The 21,770-nt window shown below is 57.1% G+C and carries 21 protein-coding genes; 4 read left to right on the top strand and 17 right to left on the bottom strand.

All coding sequences use genetic code 11. The annotated features are described in order from the left end of the window. From ACR0BD_RS09395 to scpA, 6 genes are all read right to left on the bottom strand, one after another. Positions 1–372, bottom strand: coding sequence for a hypothetical protein (locus ACR0BD_RS09395; protein ID WP_480830108.1), 372 nt, complete (start codon positions 370–372; stop codon positions 1–3). A 38-nt stretch (positions 373–410) separates the two neighbouring features. Next, positions 411–1,415, bottom strand: coding sequence for an endonuclease/exonuclease/phosphatase family protein (locus tag ACR0BD_RS09390; protein ID WP_480830107.1), 1,005 nt, complete (start codon positions 1,413–1,415; stop codon positions 411–413). A gap of 5 nt (positions 1,416–1,420) precedes the next feature. Beyond that, positions 1,421–2,101, bottom strand: a complete 681-nt coding sequence (locus tag ACR0BD_RS09385; RefSeq protein ID WP_480696205.1) for a TerB family tellurite resistance protein — start codon at positions 2,099–2,101, stop codon at positions 1,421–1,423. A 45-nt stretch (positions 2,102–2,146) separates the two neighbouring features. After that, the gene (locus ACR0BD_RS09380; RefSeq protein ID WP_480830106.1) at positions 2,147–2,635 is read right to left on the bottom strand and encodes an N-acetyltransferase family protein; all 489 of its coding nucleotides are present in this window, start codon (positions 2,633–2,635) and stop codon (positions 2,147–2,149) included. Then, the gene (locus tag ACR0BD_RS09375) at positions 2,632–3,234 is read right to left on the bottom strand and encodes a VOC family protein (protein WP_480830105.1); all 603 of its coding nucleotides are present in this window, start codon (positions 3,232–3,234) and stop codon (positions 2,632–2,634) included. The genes ACR0BD_RS09380 and ACR0BD_RS09375 overlap by 4 nt, the downstream gene beginning before the upstream one ends. A gap of 99 nt (positions 3,235–3,333) precedes the next feature. Then, positions 3,334–5,460, bottom strand: coding sequence for a methylmalonyl-CoA mutase (scpA, locus tag ACR0BD_RS09370; RefSeq protein WP_480830104.1), 2,127 nt, complete (start codon positions 5,458–5,460; stop codon positions 3,334–3,336). 168 nt (positions 5,461–5,628) lie between these two features. On the opposite strand from scpA, the gene ACR0BD_RS09365 reads away from it, so the two are divergent. Further along, on the top strand, positions 5,629–6,075 hold the full coding sequence (locus ACR0BD_RS09365) for a DUF4174 domain-containing protein (RefSeq protein ID WP_480830103.1): 447 nt from the start codon (positions 5,629–5,631) through the stop codon (positions 6,073–6,075). A 73-nt stretch (positions 6,076–6,148) separates the two neighbouring features. Here ACR0BD_RS09365 and ACR0BD_RS09360 read toward each other — a convergent pair whose 3' ends face one another. Continuing rightward, positions 6,149–8,194: an acetyl-CoA carboxylase biotin carboxylase subunit gene (locus ACR0BD_RS09360; RefSeq protein ID WP_480830102.1), complete on the bottom strand. Its 2,046-nt coding sequence runs from the start codon at positions 8,192–8,194 to the stop codon at positions 6,149–6,151. A gap of 113 nt (positions 8,195–8,307) precedes the next feature. Continuing rightward, positions 8,308–8,511 carry a hypothetical protein gene (locus ACR0BD_RS09355; RefSeq protein ID WP_480696217.1) on the bottom strand — a complete coding sequence of 68 codons (204 nt, stop codon included), beginning with the start codon at positions 8,509–8,511 and terminating at the stop codon, positions 8,308–8,310. A gap of 650 nt (positions 8,512–9,161) precedes the next feature. Between ACR0BD_RS09355 and ACR0BD_RS09350 the strand changes: the two genes are divergently transcribed. Continuing rightward, positions 9,162–10,313, top strand: a complete 1,152-nt coding sequence (locus ACR0BD_RS09350) for a DcaP family trimeric outer membrane transporter (RefSeq protein WP_480696219.1) — start codon at positions 9,162–9,164, stop codon at positions 10,311–10,313. An 86-nt stretch (positions 10,314–10,399) separates the two neighbouring features. On the opposite strand, the gene ACR0BD_RS09345 is transcribed toward ACR0BD_RS09350, so the two are convergent. The 3 genes from ACR0BD_RS09345 to ACR0BD_RS09335 all read right to left on the bottom strand — a co-directional run bounded on the left by ACR0BD_RS09345 (position 10,400) and on the right by ACR0BD_RS09335 (position 13,007). Further along, positions 10,400–10,753, bottom strand: coding sequence for a hypothetical protein (locus ACR0BD_RS09345; RefSeq protein ID WP_480696221.1), 354 nt, complete (start codon positions 10,751–10,753; stop codon positions 10,400–10,402). Positions 10,754–10,889: 136 nt separating this feature from the next. Further along, the gene (locus ACR0BD_RS09340) at positions 10,890–11,375 is read right to left on the bottom strand and encodes a DUF6497 family protein (protein WP_480830101.1); all 486 of its coding nucleotides are present in this window, start codon (positions 11,373–11,375) and stop codon (positions 10,890–10,892) included. Positions 11,376–11,474: 99 nt separating this feature from the next. Next, the gene (locus tag ACR0BD_RS09335) at positions 11,475–13,007 is read right to left on the bottom strand and encodes an acyl-CoA carboxylase subunit beta (protein ID WP_480830100.1); all 1,533 of its coding nucleotides are present in this window, start codon (positions 13,005–13,007) and stop codon (positions 11,475–11,477) included. 183 nt (positions 13,008–13,190) lie between these two features. On the opposite strand from ACR0BD_RS09335, the gene ACR0BD_RS09330 reads away from it, so the two are divergent. Both ACR0BD_RS09330 and ACR0BD_RS09325 read left to right on the top strand, forming a co-directional pair. Beyond that, positions 13,191–14,396: a multidrug effflux MFS transporter gene (locus tag ACR0BD_RS09330; protein ID WP_480830099.1), complete on the top strand. Its 1,206-nt coding sequence runs from the start codon at positions 13,191–13,193 to the stop codon at positions 14,394–14,396. 64 nt (positions 14,397–14,460) lie between these two features. Next, positions 14,461–15,861, top strand: a complete 1,401-nt coding sequence (locus tag ACR0BD_RS09325; RefSeq protein ID WP_480696229.1) for a helix-turn-helix domain-containing protein — start codon at positions 14,461–14,463, stop codon at positions 15,859–15,861. Between the two features lie 73 nt (positions 15,862–15,934). Here ACR0BD_RS09325 and ACR0BD_RS09320 read toward each other — a convergent pair whose 3' ends face one another. From ACR0BD_RS09320 to lysE, 6 genes are all read right to left on the bottom strand, one after another. Beyond that, positions 15,935–16,174, bottom strand: a complete 240-nt coding sequence (locus ACR0BD_RS09320) for an HP1242/YdcH family protein (protein WP_480696231.1) — start codon at positions 16,172–16,174, stop codon at positions 15,935–15,937. A 78-nt stretch (positions 16,175–16,252) separates the two neighbouring features. Next, positions 16,253–17,911, bottom strand: coding sequence for a choline dehydrogenase (gene betA, locus ACR0BD_RS09315; RefSeq protein WP_480830098.1), 1,659 nt, complete (start codon positions 17,909–17,911; stop codon positions 16,253–16,255). Positions 17,912–17,992: 81 nt separating this feature from the next. Beyond that, the gene (gene betC / locus ACR0BD_RS09310; RefSeq protein WP_480696235.1) at positions 17,993–19,501 is read right to left on the bottom strand and encodes a choline-sulfatase; all 1,509 of its coding nucleotides are present in this window, start codon (positions 19,499–19,501) and stop codon (positions 17,993–17,995) included. Then, positions 19,498–20,070: a choline-binding transcriptional repressor BetI gene (gene betI / locus ACR0BD_RS09305; RefSeq protein WP_480830097.1), complete on the bottom strand. Its 573-nt coding sequence runs from the start codon at positions 20,068–20,070 to the stop codon at positions 19,498–19,500. Before betI ends, betC begins: the two co-directional genes overlap by 4 nt. A gap of 90 nt (positions 20,071–20,160) precedes the next feature. After that, a complete protein-coding gene (locus ACR0BD_RS09300) occupies positions 20,161–21,069 on the bottom strand; it encodes a DMT family transporter (RefSeq protein ID WP_480830096.1) in 909 nt (302 codons plus the stop codon). A 40-nt stretch (positions 21,070–21,109) separates the two neighbouring features. After that, positions 21,110–21,709, bottom strand: a complete 600-nt coding sequence (gene lysE, locus ACR0BD_RS09295) for an L-lysine exporter (protein ID WP_480696240.1) — start codon at positions 21,707–21,709, stop codon at positions 21,110–21,112. Positions 21,710–21,770: the final 61 nt, after the last annotated feature.

Raw genomic sequence — 21,770 nt, 5'->3', positions numbered from 1 at the left:
TCAGATATCGGTTAACCCTTCAGGAACCTCTTCCGGCAATTTGGGCTGGGGTTCCGGGTTTTCAGGTTTCTTTCGAATGATGATGTCGCCATTTGGCAGGATTTCGGGGGCCTCGTAGGCGCTCCAATCCTGAACTTCTTCAACCAACTCGGCCAAAGCTGGTCCCATTTCTTCGAAAAACGACATCATCGCCGGGCCGAACTCATCCGCCAACCCAAGCAAATCACCCAAAGCAGGCTCCATCTCTTGGCGGAGCCCTTCGAAAAACAGCTCAAACCCCTGCTCCATCAGAGATGGGGGCGTTTCCTCCTCTGCCTTTGCTGGCAGAGCCGCGGTCGCTGCGAAAGCACAGATCAAAAGGACTTGTTTCATAAAACTGAATATAAGCCGCGCGCCCTTCCGATGAAAGGTCACAGGTCGATATCCAACGTAACCGGGAAATGATCCGAGGCTGTCAGAAGGGCCTGATGCACCTCTTTTTGTTGAAAACAAGCAGGATCGTGAAATGGATGCCAAATCCGCCATTGCGGCTGATTTTCGCGCAAATCTGCACTTACCATGATGTAATCCAGCAATGCTTCGAGATGCCCACCTTCCTTGGGTCGCGCAAATCGGGCCGTCGAAGGGGCCTTGCTGCTGTTTTCGCCATATGCCGTCACGGCATGTGGATCAAACAACCCGGCCTGCAGTAATATTTCGACGGACGAACGGCCAAACAGGTTTTCAAACTCATCCAGACCCGGCCCGTCATTCAGGTCACCCAGCAAAACAACCTGATCTCCGTCTGCAATGTGTGTTTTGACGCGACGTGCAAGCCAGATCGCTTGCGCAAGCTGCTTGCGGCGGTTGGTAATTGAGATGCGAATTGCTTCGTCCCGGCTTTCCGCACCATGCGGAGCTTTGGACTTTAAGTGCGCGCCAATCAAACGAAACTCGGCCCCGTTTCGCGTTTTGACGGCCAACTCCATCGGGGGTTTCGAGAACACTACGCGATCCTCAGTCGCATCGATATCCAGATCAATTCGGAACGTACCATCAAACCGTGGTGCTCGGGCGCTTTCGGTATCCCGGCCTTTTGGATCATGCCGCACTGACAAAACTTGCGGGTCGTAAATCAACGCCAGTTCCTGGTGCGTGTCGTTTGCAAAACCCATGACCGCATGGCTGGTGCGCAGATCGAAGGTTTCGACAAAACGTTGCAACGCACGGATGGTGTTCTGGGATTTTCCAGTATTTGGGGCCTCGACGATCAACATTGCATCTGCGTCAACAACCGAAAGCACTTTGGCGATCGCTTCGGCTTGCTGCGCCTTGGTTACGTCATGCCGTCCGGACCAGCTATCGTCAAAAATCAGATTGTCCTTGCGGTCGAAAAGATTGGCGAACCATTCGATATTGTAGGTCGCCAGCCGCACCGTCCTTAGACCTGTGCGCCGTTTATTTCATCCCACGCGCGATTTATGTCGATCATTTTTTTCTCGGCCAATCGGATTGCTTCTTCGGGTACGCCACGCGCCATCATCGCATCCGGGTGGGTTTCACGAACAAGTTGGCGCCATACCTTGCGGATGTCAGGCAAGGGCATGTCTCGTGGGACCCCCAAAACGGTATAGGGATCATTTGGGGCATCTGGTACGAACCGCGCGCGCAAGGCCAGAAACTGCGCTTCGGTTTGGCCGAAAATCCGGCTTACCTCTTCCAAAAACTCGTTCTCATTGGGGTGATAAAACCCATCGGCCATTGCGATGTGAAACAGACCCTCCATCAGGTCGCAAAGGGTTGTGCTGTCTTCGGCAAACATGCGCGCAATCTTGCGAGCGTACTCCTGGTATCCGGCGACATCGGTACGAGCCATGTCAAAAACCCGCGCAGCACCTGCTTCGTCTTCACGCGCGATCTGAAATACATCCCGAAATGCGGTCACTTCGTCCCGCGTGACCTGACCGTCAGCCTTTGCCATCTTTGCGCCCAGCGCAACAACGGCAATAGCGAACGCAACCGAACGTTCCGGCGGTGTGCGCAGTTTTTCAAAAACAGCCGTCAGGCTTTCGCCTTGGGCCAGCGCACTCAGCGCGTCTGATATTCGGGTCCAGATCGACATATCAGCACCTTAGCGCCCTATATTGCCCATGTCAGGTCCAACCAATCAGTCAACGGGTAGAATTTTCTGCATCAGCACAAGATCCAGCCTTTGACCCCACTTGGAACCCACTTCGGGCATACATCCGACCTTTTCAAAACCAAGCGCCAGATGAAAAGCGACAGCGCCAGGGTTTGCAGACGAAATCCCTGCGACCAAGACATGAATACCCTCCGCTCGCGCGACACCCTCCAGCGCCGCCATCAAAGCCCGACCCGTTCCTTTGCGATGCGCATCAGACGACAACTGGATCGAATGTTCGCGGCATTGCGCGTAGCCGGGACCCGAACGGAACGGTCCGTATGTCGCAAAGCCTGCTACGTGATTGTCGTGTTCCGCCACAATAAACGCAGGACCGCGTGTTTTGATGTCATGGGCGATATCTTCAACGCTCCGTTCAATTGTCGTGAACGTGCCAAGAGTGTCACGGATAAAGGCGTTTGTAATTGCTGCGATTTCGATGGCATCAGCAACACGCGCCGGACGGATGTTCATTCCAACACGCGTGGGCCGTGTGGCGTTTCAAACTCGGCCCGCAGTGCCACCGGACCGGTATCAAAGACCACCAGATTCAGATCACCCAGCAACTGTGCCAGTTGCAACGCCTCGGGGTGGAAAACGACCAGACGGTTCAGACGACACCCACTGTCCTGAAGCATCCTTGCCGGGTGCAGATCACCGTGCCATTGTATCAAAGCGGGAAACAGGTTGTCGAACGGCAAACGCCCATTCGGGGGAACCGCCATCTGCCACCGCAATGCCCCTCTTGCGAGGTCTATCGGCTGCCCCACCCCATCGGGAAAAACGGACAGAGAGTCCTGGATATCGGGAACGCTGCAAATCCAGTTGCTTAACCGTGGTGGCCCCTCGAACCGATCAAGGTCGAACCATCGGGTTTTTTCCGGATTGGGGGCCTGCGGGTCAATGGCAATGGCCTCTAGGTACAGGCCATCCCGTAATCCCAGCAGGCGATTGTAAGTGCCGAACTTTTCGTGCTTGCCCCCATCTTGCAACCGAACGCCCAAGGCGTGTTCGATATGAGCTGCCGCGTCCTCAAGGGTTTCGCCTGCGACGGCCAAGTGATCCAGCAACATGTGCGCTCTCCAACGAATTGCGACCAGACCTTTGCAGGTCTGGTCGCATGTTTTCGCCAAAGGCACCGGATAACAAGTGCTTTTCGCCAGAAAGCCGGGTCAGCCGTTTGCTTCGCCAATCAGTCTCAGAATATCCTGCGCGGCCTCGGGGATGTTTGTGCCCGGCCCAAAGATGGCTTTGACACCGTGGTCATACAGGAACTGGTAGTCCTGTTGGGGGATCACACCGCCGCAGATGACGATGATATCCTCGGCCCCGGCTTTCTTGAGCTCTTCCACCAACTGCGGGGCGAGCGTCTTATGACCAGCCGCCTGGGAAGAGATACCGACCACATGCACGTCATTGTCCACAGCATCCTGCGCAGCCTCAGCAGGGGTCTGGAACAATGGGCCTACGTCCACGTCAAAGCCGATATCGGCAAAGGCCGTGGCAATCACCTTGGCACCCCGGTCGTGGCCGTCCTGCCCCATCTTGACTACCAGCAGACGCGGGCGGCGGCCCTCGGCTTCGGCGAAGTCTTCGATGGATTTCTGGATTGCGGCGAAGCCTTCGTCGCCTTCATAGGCCGCGCCATAGACACCGGCCAGCGTCTTTACTTCGGCGCGGTGACGGCCGAATTCTTTCTCCATAGCCATGCTGATCTCTCCTACGGATGCACGGGCGCGGGCGGCCTCAACTGCGGCGGCCAGCAGGTTTCCGCCCTCTTGGGCGGTCTTGGTCAGCGCGTCCAGCGCCTGTTGGCACGCGGCATCGTCACGGGTTGAGCGGATACGCTCCAACCGCGCGACCTGTGCTTCGCGCACCGCGACGTTGTCGACGTCCAGAATGTCGATCGGGTCTTCCTGTTCCTTGCGGTACTTGTTGACGCCGACGATCACTTCGTCGCCCCGGTCGATCATGGCCTGACGGCGCGCAGCGCTTTCTTCGATGCGTAGCTTGGGCATGCCCGAGGCCACTGCCTTGGTCATACCGCCCATCTCCTCGACCTCTTCCATTAGGGCCCAGGCTTTTTCGACCAGCTCGTTGGTCAAGCTTTCGATGTAGTAAGAGCCTGCCAGCGGATCGACTACATCGGTCACGCCGGTTTCTTCCTGCAGCACCAGCTGCGTGTTCCGCGCGATGCGGGCTGAGAAATCGGTGGGCAGGGCAATCGCTTCGTCCAGCGCGTTGGTGTGCAGCGACTGGGTGCCGCCCAGAACCGCGCTCATTGCCTCATAAGCGGTGCGTATCACGTTGTTATAGGGGTCTTGTTCCTGCAAGCTTACGCCCGAGGTCTGGCAGTGCGTCCGCAGCATCTTGGACCGCTCGGATTTAGCGCCAAAATCGGTCATCACGCGGTGCCACAGAGTGCGCGCCGCGCGCAGCTTGGCGATTTCCATGAAGAAGTTCATACCGATGGCAAAGAAGAACGACAGACGACCTGCGAACTTGTCCACGTCCATCCCGGCCTGCGTCGCAGCGCGCACATATTCACGGCCATCGGCCAGCGTATAGGCCAGTTCCTGCACCAGGTTCGCCCCGGCCTCTTGCATGTGATAGCCCGAGATCGAGATCGAGTTGAACTTGGGCATCTCATTCGAAGTGTATTCGATGATGTCGGCAATGATCTTCATCGACGGTTCAGGCGGGTAGATATAGGTGTTGCGCACCATGAACTCTTTCAGAATGTCATTCTGAATGGTGCCGGACAGGACGGACTTGTCATGGCCCTGCTCTTCGCCCGCCACGATGAAACTGGCCAGGATCGGGATCACCGCGCCGTTCATCGTCATCGAGACCGAGACCTTATCCAACGGGATGCCGTCGAACAGGATTTTCATGTCCTCGACACTGTCGATGGCCACACCTGCCTTGCCTACATCGCCGACAACACGCGGGTGGTCGCTGTCGTAGCCCCGGTGCGTCGCCAGATCGAAGGCTACGGATACGCCCTGCTGACCAGCGGCCAGATTGCGACGATAAAAGGCGTTCGATTCCTCGGCGGTCGAAAATCCCGCATACTGCCGGATCGTCCAGGGACGGCCCGCATACATAGTGGCCTTTACGCCGCGCGTGAACGGTCCGAAACCGGGCATCGAACCCATATGCGGCAGGTCTGCAGTGTCCTCTGCTGTATAGAGCGGTTTGACGTCGATGCCTTCCAGCGTCTCTTTGGTCAGATCTTCCAACGGCCTTCCGCGCAGCTCTTTTTCCGCCAGCGCCTGCCAGTCCTTCGTGTTGGTCATTTCGATTTCCTCTCGTCAATTCGGATCGCGACCGGTGCTGACCGTCGCGTTAAGTTGATGCGCTGAGCCCACCCAACAGGGCCAAAGCGCGAAATTTTGAGCATTGCGGGCAATTCGCCGGTCGCATTCGTTTGAACAGGGGCTATATTCGATTGAACAGGAGGCCCCATGACACGCACGCTTGCCCTTGTTTTTTCGGCACTATTCCCGTTGGCCGCTTTGGCTGCTGACGGGTCCGCACCTGCGGATGATGAATTCGTACGCCCCGTTGGCGACAGCGAGCTGGACGAATTCCTATGGGTCAACCGGCCCATAATCGTCTTTGCAGATACGCCAGCGGATCCACGGTTCCAGCAGCAGATCGATATGCTGACGGAAGGCGAAGACGCCATGCGCGACCGCGACGTCGTTGTGCTGACGGATACTGATCCATCGGCCCGATCACCGATCCGGGCGCAGTTGCGACCGCGCGGGTTCCAGATGGTTTTCGTCGACAAGGATGGTGTCGTGAAATTGCGCAAGCCCAGCCCTTGGAGCGTGCGCGAGATTGGACGCTCGATCGACAAGACCCCCCTGCGCGAACGCGAAATTCGCGAACGGCGCGAGGGCGGGTAACCGCCCCGGCCATACCCGCTGCCCCCGACCGAAGCCGGGAGCGCCAAGTGATATGACCACCGAGCGGTCATGATCATTCAAATTCCATGATCACGTCATCAACCGCCAGGCTGTCGCCAGCGCCGGCATTTATCTTGGACACCTTGCCCTTCTTTTCGGCACGCAGGATGTTTTCCATCTTCATCGCCTCGATGGTGCAAAGCGCCTGACCTTCCTGCACTTCTTGCCCGACTTCGACGTCGATCTTCACGACCAGACCGGGCATTGGGCACAGCAGCATCTTGGACGTATCAGGCGGCAGCTTTTCAGGCATCAACCGGGCCAGTTCGGCCTGGCGTGGCGTGCGCACATGTACCTTCAGGTCCGCCCCCCGATTGCGGATGCGGAACCCACCGGACACTTTGCCAACTTTCAGCACAAGCGGGCTGCCATCGACATCCAAAACCGCCAATTGATCACCAGGCGTCCACTCAGAGGTGACGCGCATTGCGGTATCATCCGAGAATGTCACTGTTGACCCATCACGATCCGCGTCAATCGCAACGGCAAATTCCTGCCCTTGCAGCGTCACAACCCAGTCTGAACCCACTTTGCGTTCGTGATTATCCATCCGGCCAGACACGCGCGTGCGGCGAATTTCAGCCACACGATGCATGGCCGCGCAAGAGGCCGCGATCCGGCGCAGGTCCGCCTCAGGCAATTCGACCCCTTCAAAACCATCCGGGTATTCCTCGGCAATAAAGGCGGTGGTCATGTCGCCGCTGATAAATTTCGGATGATCCATCACCGCAGACAGGAACGGCAGGTTGTGTCCGATGCCCTCAACCTCAAAGCTGTCCAGAGCGACGCGCATCGCCTCAATCGCCTGATCACGCGTCGGAGCCCAAGTACACAGCTTGGCGATCATCGGGTCGTAATACATGCTGATCTCGCCGCCTTCATAGACGCCGGTATCATTTCGGACCGCTGTCTCGCCTGTGGGCGCATCCCCCTGCCATTTGCCGTTCACCAGCATTGGCCCCGCAGCCGTTTCCGCCGGAGGGCGGTAACGCGTCAAGCGGCCAATCGACGGCAGAAATCCACGATACGGGTCTTCGGCATAAAGGCGGTTTTCGATCGCCCATCCGGTCAGTGTCACATCATCCTGCGTGATCGTCAGTTTCTCACCCGCGGCCACGCGGATCATCTGTTCCACAAGGTCCACGCCGGTGATCAACTCGGTTACAGGGTGTTCCACCTGCAGGCGTGTATTCATCTCAAGGAAGTAAAAGTTCTTTTCCCCATCAACGATGAATTCAACGGTCCCGGCGCTGGCATAGTTCACGGCCTTGGCCAAAGCGACGGCCTGTTCGCCCATTGCTTTGCGTGTCTCAGGGTCAAGGAAAGGCGACGGAGCTTCTTCCACGACCTTCTGGTTCCGGCGCTGGATCGAGCATTCACGCTCGCCCAGATAGATGCCATTCCCGTGGCTGTCGCACAGAACCTGAATTTCGATGTGACGCGGTTGGGTCACGAATTTCTCGATGAAGATCCGGTCATCCCCGAATGAGTTCGCAGCCTCGTTCTTGGAAGACTGAAAGCCTTCGCGCGCTTCGTCATCATTCCATGCGATCCGCATACCCTTGCCGCCGCCACCGGCGCTGGCTTTGATCATGACGGGATACCCGATATCGTTCGAGATCTTCACGGCCTCGTCCGCATCCTCGATCAGACCCATGTATCCAGGTACGGTCGAAACCCCTGCATCCTGCGCGATCTTCTTCGAGGTGATCTTGTCGCCCATGCTTTCAATCGCACCAACCGGCGGGCCAACAAAGGCGACGCCTTCGGCATCCAGCGCTTCGGCAAATTTCGAGTTTTCAGATAGGAAGCCATAGCCAGGGTGCACGGCCTGCGCGCCGCTTTGGCGAATGGCGTCCATTACCTGGTCGATCACGATATAGGATTGGTTGGCAGGCGGCGGGCCGATATGCACCGCTTCATCCGCCATCGACACATGCAATGCGTTCTTATCGGCGTCCGAGTAAATGGCAACAGTGCCGATACCCATTTTACGGGCCGTTTTGATAACGCGGCAGGCGATCTCACCCCGGTTGGCGATCAGGATCTTGCTAAACATGGAACGTCCTTTGTCTTGGTGTTCTGGAAACGCAAAACGCCGCCGCGGGGCGATGACCCCACGACGGCGTTTGCGCGATGACGGTCGGAGCGACAAACGCTCCGGGTATCTGGTTACCTACAGTTGTTCTGCGTCTTGCAATACAGGACGTTGCCCGCTGCACCGACGACGGCGCCAAACAACGGGTCGGCACTGACGACCGCAGCGCCGACGGCACCGGCCCCACCGCCAAGCAGCGCCTGTTCGCCTGTCGTATCACCGCACGCGGCAAGGCCCGCACAGGTCGCCATTGCAAGAACGAGTTTCGAGAATCGCATGTTATCTGCCCCTTCAGGTTTTTTGATGCATTCGGGGGCAAATGCCGATTTTCGCGGCTGCTATTCAATAACAAGCGGCTAATATTGTTGTTTTGCGCAGTTTTATGCCGCTTTACCCCCGCCTTTAGGGCAAAGAAAAGCGCGGGCAGGGTTTTGTGAGAAACACAAACCTGCCCGCGTAAGGAAGGGGTACGGAATAGTAGGTGCATGTGCGACGCAGGCAAAGTAGAGCCGCACGGCCCATTCAACATGCACGGAGTGGTTGCAACTTCAAAACGGGATTCTGGCCTACGAATTATTCCGGCTGGATTCTGCCCATTCAGCGCAAGGTCGCGCAAATATGCGCCGATGCGGATCCGTGCATATTCACGTACCAACCCCTCAGAATCTGTCACGTTGTCGTTACAAACCTCGCGACCATTCACGGATGTTGCAGGTGCGGCATCACGTTTTGCACACGCGATATCGAATGGAAAAAACACTGAGTTCATAAGGTTAACCGATCGGTTCACCTTCATGTGATTTCGCGGCGATTTTTTCGCAATTTTTCTTGAGCAATCGACGCCCCAAAGTCCCAATTTCGTGATTTCCCACAAAACCTCGTGCGTGGAAGTTTGCGCGTGCACACTCGCACACAAGGAAACATCCAAATGATTACAATGAGAAAAACGGCATCTCTGCTCGCTGCCACTGCGCTTAGTGTGACAGGCACGCTTGCTTATGCCCAGGATGCAGACACACAGTCCGAGCTGGAGAACCTGCGTCTCCGGATCGAAGCTCTGGAGTCTCAGGGACCAGGTTCCACCCCCGGCGAGTTCAGGATCGGCAACACGACCCTGGACGTCTACGGCTATATCAAAGCTGACTTTTTCTATGACTTTGACTTCGAGCAAGGCGACACCGCCTTCGTGAACGTTGTTGGTGAGCCTGATAATGCCACCAGCGGTACTTTCGGTACGACCGTTCGTCAGTCGCGGATCGGCTTGCTGACCAATACGCCCAGCGCCATCGGCGATCTTGGCGCTCAATTGGAAGTCGACCTGTTCGCCAGCAACGGCACTGCCGAACTGCGTCTGCGTCACGCGAACATCCGGATCGGCGATCAGTGGCTGATCGGTCAGTTCTGGACGAACTTCCAGCCGCTGGACACTTACCCGACCTCGGTCGAATTTAACGGTCCGGTTGGTATCGCCTTCGCCCGTGTTCCGCAGGTCCGTTACACCAACGCGTTCTCGCCGAATGCTGAATTCGCTGTATCGATCGAACAAAACGTCAGCGCTTCGAACTCGGACGATCCGGTTCTGACCGCGTCTGCTGAATACAACGACGGCAAGTACGTTGCCCGCGGCGCTGTTCTCTACGGTAAAGCGGAAGACGGTGGTGTTGAGGTTGACCAGACCGGTCTGACCCTGTCCGGCTCGGCGCGTCTGTGGGAAGGTGGCCTGTTCCAGGTTAACTACGTTACCGGTGAGGCCCTTGGCCCCTGGCTGATTGGTGTCGGCGACGCGATTGTTGGCGGCGAAGCCAACGACGTTGACGGTTTCACCGTTGAATTGCGTCAGGATATCGGACCCAAGTGGAACGTCGGTATCGCCTACGGTTACGAAGACTACGACCTGCCGACCTCGACCGGCACGCTGGCCTTCACCGAGCTTGAGACGATCCACGTCAACGCGTTCTACCAGGCAACCGAAACGCTGACGCTCAGCGCCGAATACATCTACGGCGAGCGGAACGACGTGATCTCGGGGCAAGACTTCGACGCAAGCCGTGTTCAGCTTGCGGCTCAGTTGAACTTCTGATCGCATATCACGACCCTGTCCCCCACGGGGCAGGGCTTTACTTGGGCTGAACCCAAAACTGCGATATGCAATCGCCCTATCCACGTTCAGCGTACACCATCGAAGATGTCAGGGAATGACGCCTTCGCGACATCCAAATCAATCACCAGCAACGCATCGTAACTTGCCGGATCAAACGGATCCTCGGCAGCAACGACCTCGCGTCCGAACAGCCAGCTCAGACGACCCGCGTCGAGATTTCCGCGCTCAAAGGGCTGATCCCCAAAATGGTTCCACAGCGCCTCCATAAAGGCGGTGTCTGCACGACGATCGGCAGGCTTGCGATCGCGAAAACGCTCCCGGGTGGTGAGCGGTGTAACCCCCTTGGGATTTGCCCGGCGGATGGTAAACTGAAAGTCTGTACCGGCCAGACGGCCCGGAAAACCACGATGCTTTAACATGGCAATCCCTCGCCCGCGTTGACGCATCCCGAGTAAAACAAATCACATCCGATGAAGGATGAGGTCATATCGCGTACCTCCAAAGCCGCATTTCTGAACTGAAACGCTCTGCCTGTCTGAAAACCGGGTTTCATTGTCAGAGCCCCTCCCAGATACACTGCGATTGTTCCAACCGGTAGGCTTCGAAGAACTGTGTTGCGTCGGGTGCGGATCGCCCGAATTCTATCGGACGATCAGACAGCGATATGACAACCCTGGCAGGGTTCAGCTCGTATTCCGCGACATACGCAACGGCCAAGGTTTGACACAGGTGCTCCATGTCTATCGAGGCGACATCGTATCCGATGCGCCCGACGTCAGATCCGATCTTTGGCGCGATGAAACGAAAACGCACCCACAGCTCACCCGGATTATTGTCCAGCAAAACATCCGTCAGATGAACGGGCTGACCAGAGGGGACAGGCAATAGGTTTTCAGCCTGTGGAAAAGCAGCAGTGGGCAGCGCAAGCAGCGACAGAATAAAGGCGCAATCCCGGACCCACCTAGGGTGAGCTCCTCTCTCCGGGATTGCGCGCGCTTGGCTTTTGGCCCGCGCTTTTCTATCTCTGATAAGAGCAGTCATTTACCAGCTTTACCCTCAAAGTCAAATTTGCCCCTGGGAAAAAACCCAACCTATTCGCCGTCGCAGGGCGAGCTTTGAAAACCTAGCCCTGCCCGCGCGTTACAGCGGAATGTTGTCGTGCTTTTTCCACGGGTTCTTCAGCTGCTTGTTCCGCAAGCTGGCGAATGCCCGAGACACGCGCCGACGCGTCGACTGCGGCATGATCACCTCGTCGATAAACCCACGCTCGGCGGCGACAAAGGGGTTGGCAAAACGGTCTTCGTAGTCCTGCGCATGCTGGGCGATCTTGTCTGCGTCACCAAGGTCAGCGCGGTGGATAATCTCGGTCGCGCCCTTCGCGCCCATCACGGCGATCTCGGCCGTTGGCCACGCATAGTTGAAGTCGCCCCGCAAGTGCTTTGACGCCATAACGTCATAGGCACCACCATACGCTTTACGGGTAATAACGGTGACTTTTGGAACTGTCGCTTCACCATAGGCAAACAGCAGTTTGGCGCCGTGTTTGATAACGCCACCATATTCTTGCGACGTCCCCGGCAAAAAGCCCGGCACATCGACCAGCGTCAGGATCGGGATTTCAAAACAGTCGCAAAAGCGCACGAACCGCGCAGCTTTGCGTGAGCTGTCAATGTCCAGACACCCAGCCAGAACCATCGGCTGGTTGGCGACGATACCCACCGTCTGCCCCTCAAGCCGGACGAACCCGGTGATGATGTTTTTGGCGTAGTCTTCCTGGATCTCGTAAAAATCGCCCTCGTCCGCGATCTTCGTGATCAGCTCTTTCATGTCGTAGGGTGTATTGGGATTGTCAGGGATCAGCGTGTCCAGCGAGGTTTCGACACGGTCGGGTTCATCAAAGAACGGACGCACGGGCGGCTTTTCACGGTTGTTCAGCGGCAGGAAATCGACGAGGCGGCGGACCTCGGCCAGCGCCTCAACGTCATTTTCAAAGGCGCCATCTGCAACCGACGATTTCCTGGTATGGGTCGATGCACCCCCCAGCTCTTCGGCAGTTACAACCTCGTTGGTGACAGTCTTCACCACGTCGGGTCCGGTTACGAACATGTACGAGGTGTCTTTGACCATGAAGATAAAGTCTGTCATTGCCGGGCTATACACAGCCCCACCAGCGCACGGCCCCATAATCACACTGATCTGTGGCACCACACCCGAAGCCATGATATTGCGCTGGAAAACTTCGGCATACCCGGCCAGAGATGCGACGCCTTCCTGAATGCGCGCGCCGCCCGAGTCGTTGATTCCAATCACAGGCGCGCCGTTCTGAATTGCCATATCCATGATCTTACAGATTTTCTGCGCATGCGTTTCGGACAGCGATCCGCCAAAGACCGTAAAGTCCTGACTGAACACATAGACCATCCGACCATTGATCGTACCCCAACCGGTGACAACACCGTCGCCAGCAGGTTTCTGATTTTCCATACCAAAATCAGTGCAGCGATGGCTGACAAACATGTCGAACTCTTCAAAGCTGTCTTCGTCCAACAACAGCTCAATCCGCTCGCGGGCTGTCAGCTTACCGCGCCCATGCTGTGCGTCGATCCGCTTTTGCCCACCACCCAAACGGGCGTTATTGCGGCGTCCTTCAAGCTCGGTCAGGATGTCTTTCATGGCGATGATCCCCTATTGAATTTTGCGGGACCCTATACGCATATGGCTCAACGCCAAAGCAACTTTCGGCAAATTTGCAAATCTTTGGCAACATTTGTTTGGAAAACTGTAAATTTGCTAAGTGTCGGTTTTTGACATCCACATGGATGGCAATTGCCGAAACGACGCTTATACATGTGAACCATGCAGTTCAGTTCCTCTTCGGCGCATCGTACGCCCCCCAAAATTGGCACCCTTGTTTTGCTGTCGGGGCTCTCTGCGCTCAGCCTGAACCTGTTCCTACCCAGCCTGCCCAACATGACTTTGTACTTCGAGGTCGAATACAAGGTTATGCAGCTTTCTGTTGCTTTGTACCTGCTGGTTAGCGCCGTTCTACAGATTTTAATCGGACCACTCGCCGACAACATGGGCCGCAGGCCAGTGCTGCTGTGGGGGCTTACGCTGTTCCTGATAGCAACGATCGGCTGCATCTATGCGCCCAACGCCGAAGCGTTTCTTGTTTTCAGGATGTGTCAGGCTTGCGTCGTGACAGGGATGGTCCTTAGCCGGGCCGCCGTGCGCGACCTGTTCGATCAGGACCAGGCGGCCTCGATGATCGGCTATGTCACGATGGGCATGGCAGTCGTCCCCATGATCGGCCCTGCCATTGGCGGCATTCTCGAGGAAAGCTTCGGCTGGAAAGCGAATTTCTGGCTGCCCTTTGCATTGGGGGTGCTGACTTTGGCCCTAACCTATTCGGACTTTGGTGAGACATCATCCAAAAGCGGCAAGACTCTGCTTCAACAGTTCCGTGAGTATCCTGAGCTGCTCAGCTCTCCGCGCTTTTGGGGATACTCGCTGTCTTCGGCGCTTTCCTCTGGTGCCTTCTTTGCGTATTTGGGTGGCGCACCCTTCATCGGCACAGAGCTTTTCGGCCTGAGCGCTGCAGAGGTTGGAATTTACTTCGGCGCCCCCGCCGTCGGCTATTTCCTTGGTAACTTCATCAGTGGTCGGTATTCCGTCCGCTTCGGCGTCAACCGCATGGTGTTTTGGGGCTGCGTTATGAACGCAACAGGTGTCCTGCTGTCCTCACTGTTCTTCCTGACAGGCTTCGGAACTGCCTTAAGCTTTTTTGGGTTCATGACCTTCGTCGGCATTGGCAACGGCATGACCATCCCAAACGCGACCTCTGGGGCCTTGTCTGTCCGTCCGCACCTGGCCGCAACTGCCTCCGGTTTGAGCGGAGCGATAATGTTGGGCGGCGGCGCGGGCCTCAGCGCGTTGGCTGGCAACCTGCTGACCCACGATACCGGGGCAATGCCGCTATTATGGCTCATGCTGACGACCGCCCTGCTTGCGATCCTCGCCATCACCTCAGTGATCCGCCGCGAAAGACAATTGGGGCTGTAAGACTCTTGCGTCAGGCGGTTTGCAAAGCTAGCTTACCCCACCCGAATAATTGCAAAGGTCCGACATGGCGACCCAAAAGCTCTATGCTGGCGCGAAACTGCGTGAAATGCGGACACGGCTAACGCTGACCCAGAAAGAATTCGCTGCAAAGCTGGGGGTTTCCCTGCCTTACCTGAACCAGATGGAGAACAACAACCGTCCGATTTCAACAACCGTTGTCTTGGCCCTGGCGCAAGAATTCGGCATGGACGTGACCGAGCTTAGTACCGGTGACAGCGAACGCCTTGTGTCCGATATGCGCGAAGCATTTGCCGATCCCATTTTCGACGACGCAATTCCCCCGCTGGCCGATCTGCGCCTGACAGCCTCGAACGCGCCCGCACTGGCGCGGGCATTCATCGCTTTGCACAGAACGTATCGCCAAACTCACGAACGGCTTGCCTCCTTGGACGAAGCGCTGGGTCGTGAAGACGCCCAGATACAAGCCAGCCCATGGGAAGAGGTGCGGGATTTCTTCCACTACTGCGACAACTACATCGACGCCGTCGATCGCGCCGCAGAACGTTTTGCAAACCGCGCGCAGGAAAAAGGCGGCATCCGGGCCGCGGCAATCGACAACTTGGGAGAACAGGACATCCGGGTTCAACTGGCCGACATTGCCGAAACCCGGAAGTATGACGATGAAAGCAAAACGCTGCTGCTATCCTCGCGTAGCGCACCGCCAACACAAGTGTTCCAACTGCTGCTGCAAGTCGCCCTTCTCAATCAGGACAAGCTGCTTGAGGCCACACTGGATTTCGCTAAATTCCAAACCGAAGAGGCCCGGGCAATCGCCAAGATCGGATTGGCCAATTACTTCGCCGGCGCATCCCTGATGCCGTATGGAGCGTTTCTTGCTGCTGCGCAGGACTGCCGCCATGATCTTGAGCTGCTCAGCAATCGTTTCGGTGCCTCGATCGAGCAGGTCGCGCACCGCTTATCCACCCTTCAACGCCCCGGCGCGAAGGGTATCCCGTTCTTTTTTGTAAGAGTGGATCAGGCAGGCACCATCACAAAACGCCACTCGGCAACGCGACTTCAGTTTGCCCGTTTCGGTGGCGCTTGCCCCTTGTGGAACGTGCACCGCGCCTTCGAAACGCCGGGCCATTTTCTAAGGCAGTTGGCAGAAACGCCTGACGGAGTGCAATACATCTCTCTTGCAAGGGATGTTTCGAAATCAGGCGGGTCCTTCGGCGCGCCCGTGCGCCGCTATGCGATAGCCTTGGGATGCGAAGTCCGCCACGCCGAGGCGCTTGTCTACGCCGACAACCTCGACATCAACAACGCCAGCGCCTACGAACCCATCGGAATTTCGTGCCGAATTTGCGAACGGCAAAATTGCCACCAACGCTCTGTCCCACCTTTAGAAAGACGCCTGGCCATCGACGCCCATATCCGCGGGACCCTGCCCTACGAAGTGACCTGATCTTCGCCTGGCTAAAAAATATCCCGGGGGAGTCGCGGCTTGCCGCGACGGGGGCAGAGCCCCCGCCTGTAACTTACGCTTTGGACAAAATCGACCAGATCTGATCCTTGAGCGCCGCACGCTTCTTACGCAGATCAACCTCGGCCAACTCCTCCATCGGCTCGACATTGGTTTCGGCGCGGTGCACGACGCGGTTGATCTCGTGATACTCATCCGCCAGACGCGCAAAATGCGCGTCCGATTGCTTGAGCTGGCTCATCAGTTCAACCTTGTCCGGGAATTCTTCGGCCAGTTCATGCGGGGTGTGGGACATTCCTGTTCGCTCCTTAAATTGGTCGTTACGATTCAGGTCTAAAGATGTTTCGCACACCCCGCTTTGACGCGGATCAAATTAACGCTGTGCCGTCGCCCATTGCGGATGCACCCAGGGCTGATCGTTTGCTTTTGGCAAAGGGTCTTTGCCCAACACGCTATCGGACACCTTCTCGCCCACCATGATCGACGGCGCGTTGAGGTTGCCATTGGTTATCTGCGGGAAAACCGAACTGTCTGCAACGCGCAGGCCTGTCACTCCGATCACCCGACCTTCGGGATCAACCACAGCATTTTGGTCATTCGCCCGGCCCATTCGGCAGGTTCCGCAAGGGTGATAAGCGCTCTCGGCATGTTCGGCGACAAAGGCATCCAGTTCTTCATCTGTCTGCACATCAGCGCCGGGCTGGATTTCTTTCCCTGCAAAGGGTTTGAACGCGTCCTGCCCAAAGATTTCACGCGTCAGGCGAATGCAGGTGCGGAAGTCTTCCCAGTCTTCCTCGTGACTCATGTAGTTGAACCGGATCACGGGCGCGTCTTCGGGTCGGGCCGACCGCAAGGTCACCGCCCCACGCGACGGGGACCGCATCGGCCCCACATGCGCCTGAAACCCGTGCCCTTCGGGCGCAACCTGCCCATCATAGCGCACCGCGATTGGAAGGAAGTGGTACTGAATGTCCGGATATTCCACACCGGGCTTCGATCGAATGAAAGCCGCGCTTTCGAACTGGTTCGACGTCCCAAGCCCAGTCTTGGTGAACAGCCACTGCGCGCCGATTAAGCCTTTGCTGATCAGGTTCCAGTGTTTGTACAGTGTGATCGGCTGCAAGGACGCCTGTTGGATGTAAAGCTCAAGGTGATCCTGCAGGTTTGCCCCCACTCCCGGCCGGTCCACGACCACATCTATTCCGTGCTCGGCCAGATGAGCGGCGGGTCCAATTCCGGACAGCATCAACAACTTGGGAGAGTTGATAGACGAAGCCGCCAGAATAACCTCGCGGCGGGCACGGATGATTTCCGTGGTTCCGCCCCGGATAAGCTCAACGCCCTTTGCGTGACCGTCTTCCATCACAACGCGTGTCGCGAGGCCGCGCACCAAATCGCAGTTTTCACGCTTGAGCGCGGGCCTCAGATACGCGTTTGCCGCCGACCAGCGCCGCCCTTGCCAGACGGTCTGCTCCATCGGCCCAAAGCCTTCTTGCTTTTCGCCGTTGTAGTCGCCCGTGACTTCGTATCCCGCCTGCCGGCCCGCATCCACAAAGGCCTGAAACAGAGGGTTCGTACGCGGCCCGCGCGAGACATGCAGCGGCCCATCTGTTCCGCGCCATGTGGCATCTCCGCCGTGGCCGCCGTCGTGCCATGTCTCCATCCGTTTGTAGTAGGGCAGAACATCGGCATACGACCAACCGTCGGCCCCCATCTCGGCCCAGGTGTCAAAGTCACGCGCGTGACCCCGCACATAGACCATCCCATTGATCGAAGACGAACCGCCGATCACTTTGCCACGCGGGCAAGCCAGACGGCGGTTGTTCATATGCGGCTCGGGTTCAGATTGGTAACCCCAGTCGTATCGCGCCATGTTCATCGGATAACTCAGCGCGGCGGGCATCTGGATAAAGGGGCCAGCATCCGTGCCACCATGTTCAATCACCAGAACCGAGGCCCCTGCCTCGCTAAGTCTGTATGCCATCGCGCAGCCTGCGGAACCTGCGCCGACGATGACGAAATCTGCTTCCATTTAAGGCACTCCATTGCCCATGGCCCCGGCTTTCCGCTGAAAGACACAAATGAGACCGAAGGGGTATTGCTAATTCTTGAGTTACTCTCCGCGTGGAAAGCGCTGGCTTTCCTCGACGATGTTCAGGTCCATGTGGTTGCGCATGTACCGTTCAGACGCTTTTTGCAGCGGCTGATAATCCCACGGGTAATACCCGCCCTGCCGCAAAGCTTCGTAGACGACCCAACGACGGGCCTGACTGGCCCGCACATCCGCGTCGAAGGCATCCAGATCCCAACGCGCCTCAGACTTGGCACGCAGGGTTTGCAAGGTCCCCGCGTGTTCCGGCCGCCCGGCGAGATTGGTCAATTCATGTGGATCGGCCTCCAGATCGAAGAGCTGATCCGGGTCCAGCGCACAGCGGTTGTATTTCCACTTGCCATAACGCAAAGAAACCAACGGCGCATAGGACGCCTCGGCCGCATATTCCATCGCGACAGGCGCAGTCCGTTCTGTACCATTTGCCAAAGGCACAAGGTCTTGGCCATCGGTCCATGGCGCAATCTCGGCCATGTCGACGCCCGCCAAAGCCCCTAGCGTTGGCGTCACATCGACAGTCGAAACCGGGGTATCTATGCGCCCCGCCGGAAGATCAGGTGACGAAATCATCAGCGGCACCCGCGACGAGCCTTCGAAAAAGGTCATCTTGAACCACAGACCACGCTCGCCCAGCATGTCGCCGTGATCTGAGACGAACAGAATGGTTGCCTCTTGGCGGGTTGTCTCAAGCACTTCGAGAATTTCGCCGATCTTGTCATCCAGATACGAGATATTCGCAAAATAGGCGCGGCGCGACCGTCTAATGTCATCTTCCGAGATATCAAAGCTACGCCAGTCGTTTGCGTCGAAAATACGTTGTGAGTGGGGGTCCTGATTGTCGTACCCGATGTCTGAAACGGCAGGCAGCAGATGCTCACAGTCTTCGTAGAGGTCCCAGTATTTCCGGCGCGCCACATATGGGTCGTGCGGGTGGGTGAAACTGACCGTCACGCACCAGGGGCGCTCGTCCTTGCCGCGGGCCAGATCATAAAGTTTGGCTTTGGCGTTATAGGCAACTTCGTCGTCATACTCCATCTGGTTAGAGATTTCGGCGATCCCCGCACCTGTGACAGAGCCCATATTGTGATACCACCAGTCAATCCGCTCACCGGGCTTACGATAGTCCGGTGTCCAGCCGAAATCGGCTGGATAGATATCGGTGGTCAGGCGGTCCTCGAACCCATGTAACTGATCCGGGCCCACAAAGTGCATTTTGCCAGACAGGCATGTGTAATAGCCCGCGCGCCGCAGATGATGCGCGTATGTCGGGATATCACTGCGAAACTCAGCGGCGTTGTCGTAGACGCCTGTGCGCGACGGCAGTTGACCAGACATAAAGCTGGCACGCCCCGGTGCACAAAGGGGTGATGCCGTATAGGCATGGGCGAAACGCGTCGAACGCGCGGCTAACTTCTTGAGGTTCGGCGCATGAAGCCAATCCGCGGGACCGTCCGGAAAGAGGGTCCCGTTGAGTTGATCCACCATCAGGATCAAAATATTGGGTTGTGTCATTTTTCTGCCTCGAGGAACGTACCAAGCACCCGCATCGCGTGGTTAACAGCCAGCTGCGGCTCTTCCGGGGCGCCGAGGGCGGCGCGGATATACAAACCGTCAATCAGGGCGACCATATCCTCGGCCGCTTCTACGGGGTCCGACAGCAACGGGCGCAATGCATGGATGAGGTTCGACCTGATACGCGCCTGATAGACCTGCCACAGACGCAGCGCCTCTTCATTCGTTTGCGCCAATACGTAGAACGTCATCCACGAGGAAATGACGTCCGGCGTAAAACAGGACGGCGCAAAACAGGACCGTATGATGGCCTGTGCCCGCTCGTCCGGCGCAGCGGACCGGAGCGCAAGCCGAACTTCGTCGCTGAAATCGGAAAGGATACGTCGCATCGCCGCCAGAAAAATCTGGTCCTTACCGCCAAAGTAGTGATGCGCCAGCGCGCTGGACATGCCGGCACGTTTGGCTATCTGACTTACAGTCACGTCCAAGGATTTTTTCGACCCGAGTTCGGCAATCGTCGCCTTGACGATCGCATCCCGGCGGATCGGCTCCATTCCCAGTTTTGGCATTCTTGCACCCTCACCCGCGGTTTACGAAAAAACGCTAGGAGGTTTTTATTGATCCGTCAATCAACAACGAATTTCACACCAGACAAAGGTTCAAAGTTTGGGTGCGATACTGGGGGTGGTCAGACTGCTCCGGTTCAGTACAGCCTCGCGCCAGGCGATAAAGCTGACCGCAGACAGAATCAGGGTACCGCCTGCGACAACCCAGATGTCGACGCTTTCATGAAAGACCAAGGCACCCATCAACGTGGCCCAGATTAGCTGCAAGAAGGTCACGGGCTGCGTCACCGCCACCGGAGCAGCCTGCAGGGCAAGCGTCATGAAATAGTGGCCCAGTGTCGCAAAGCTTGCCACCAGAAACAAAACGCCCAGTTCATATAAGCTTGGAGTTGTCCAGACAGCGACTGCGAACGGAACAAGGGCGATGGTTACCCAAATCGACATGTGCGCCACCACAACTGATGGCGGCAGATCTCGGACCAGCATCTTGGCCAGCAGATACGAGGCCCCCAGCATCAGGGATGTCACCAACATGCTCAGGTGACCCATCGAGACTTCGCGAAACCCGGGGCGCAGAATGATCGCGACTCCGATCAACGCCACGCCAATGGCCGCAATACGCCGGAACGCCAGCTTTTCACCCAGAAACAGTGCGGCCCCGAGCGTCACATACACGGGGGTCATGTAGTTCATGGCCGTCACCTCGGCCAACGGGATTTGGGTCATCGAGAAAAACCACATCATCACCGCGACGGCGTGAACAATGCCCCGCACCCCGAACAGCGCCAGGTGATGACGGGTCAGATGAGTTGCAAGGATCAGTTTCAATGCGGGCAGTAGAAAAACCAAACCGAAGACGAACCGCAAAAACGCAGCTTGAATGGGGTTCATGCTTGACCCCAATGACTTGACCAGCGCCGTCATCACCACAAAGGAAATCCCAGCGGAGAACATCCAAAACATCCCCGCGATGGGGCGAGAAGAAGCGGCTAAACTTGTCATGTTAACGGTTCAACACCGAATGTCAGTCGGGGACAACCCCTCACATCATCACAAGCTTTGCTGCGATAGCCAGCATCACAAATCCAATCAGTACATCCAGTACCTGCCACGCACGCGGCCTTGCAAATACCGGTGACAGCACCCCTGCGCCGTATCCCAGCGAAAAAAAGAAAACAAAGCTGGCCGTCATCGCCCCTAAAGCAAAAAACAACCGATCTTCGTATTGGGCAGATATAGACCCGATCAGAACCACCGTGTCCAAATAAACGTGCGGGTTCAGCCATGTAAAAGCCAACGCGGTCAGCAATACGGACTTCAGACTGGCGCCCTTGCTTTCACCGACCTCCAAGGCCGACCCACCGCGCCAGGCGGATTGAAGGCTTCGGATGCCATACCACGTCAGGAAAAGAGCCCCGCCATACCGCATAACGATTTCGAACCAAGGCAAAGCTTTCGCCAAAGTTCCAAATCCCGCCACGCCCGCGGCAATCAGGATCGCGTCAGATACCGCACATGTCAGGCACAGGGGAAATACGTGCTCACGCCGCAAACCCTGCCTCAGGACAAAGGCGTTCTGGGCCCCAATCGCAAGGATCAGGCTAAAACCCAACGCAAAACCAGCGAAAAGCGACGCAGACATGAAACCTCCTACAGTTGGACGCGTTGACTACGACCATCGGGCACCGCTATCAAATTAAAGA

The sequence above is a fragment of the Ruegeria sp. G5 genome, assembly GCF_056533365.1.
Note: the sequence above shows the minus strand (reverse complement) of the source record. Positions and strands in the feature narration are given on the sequence as shown.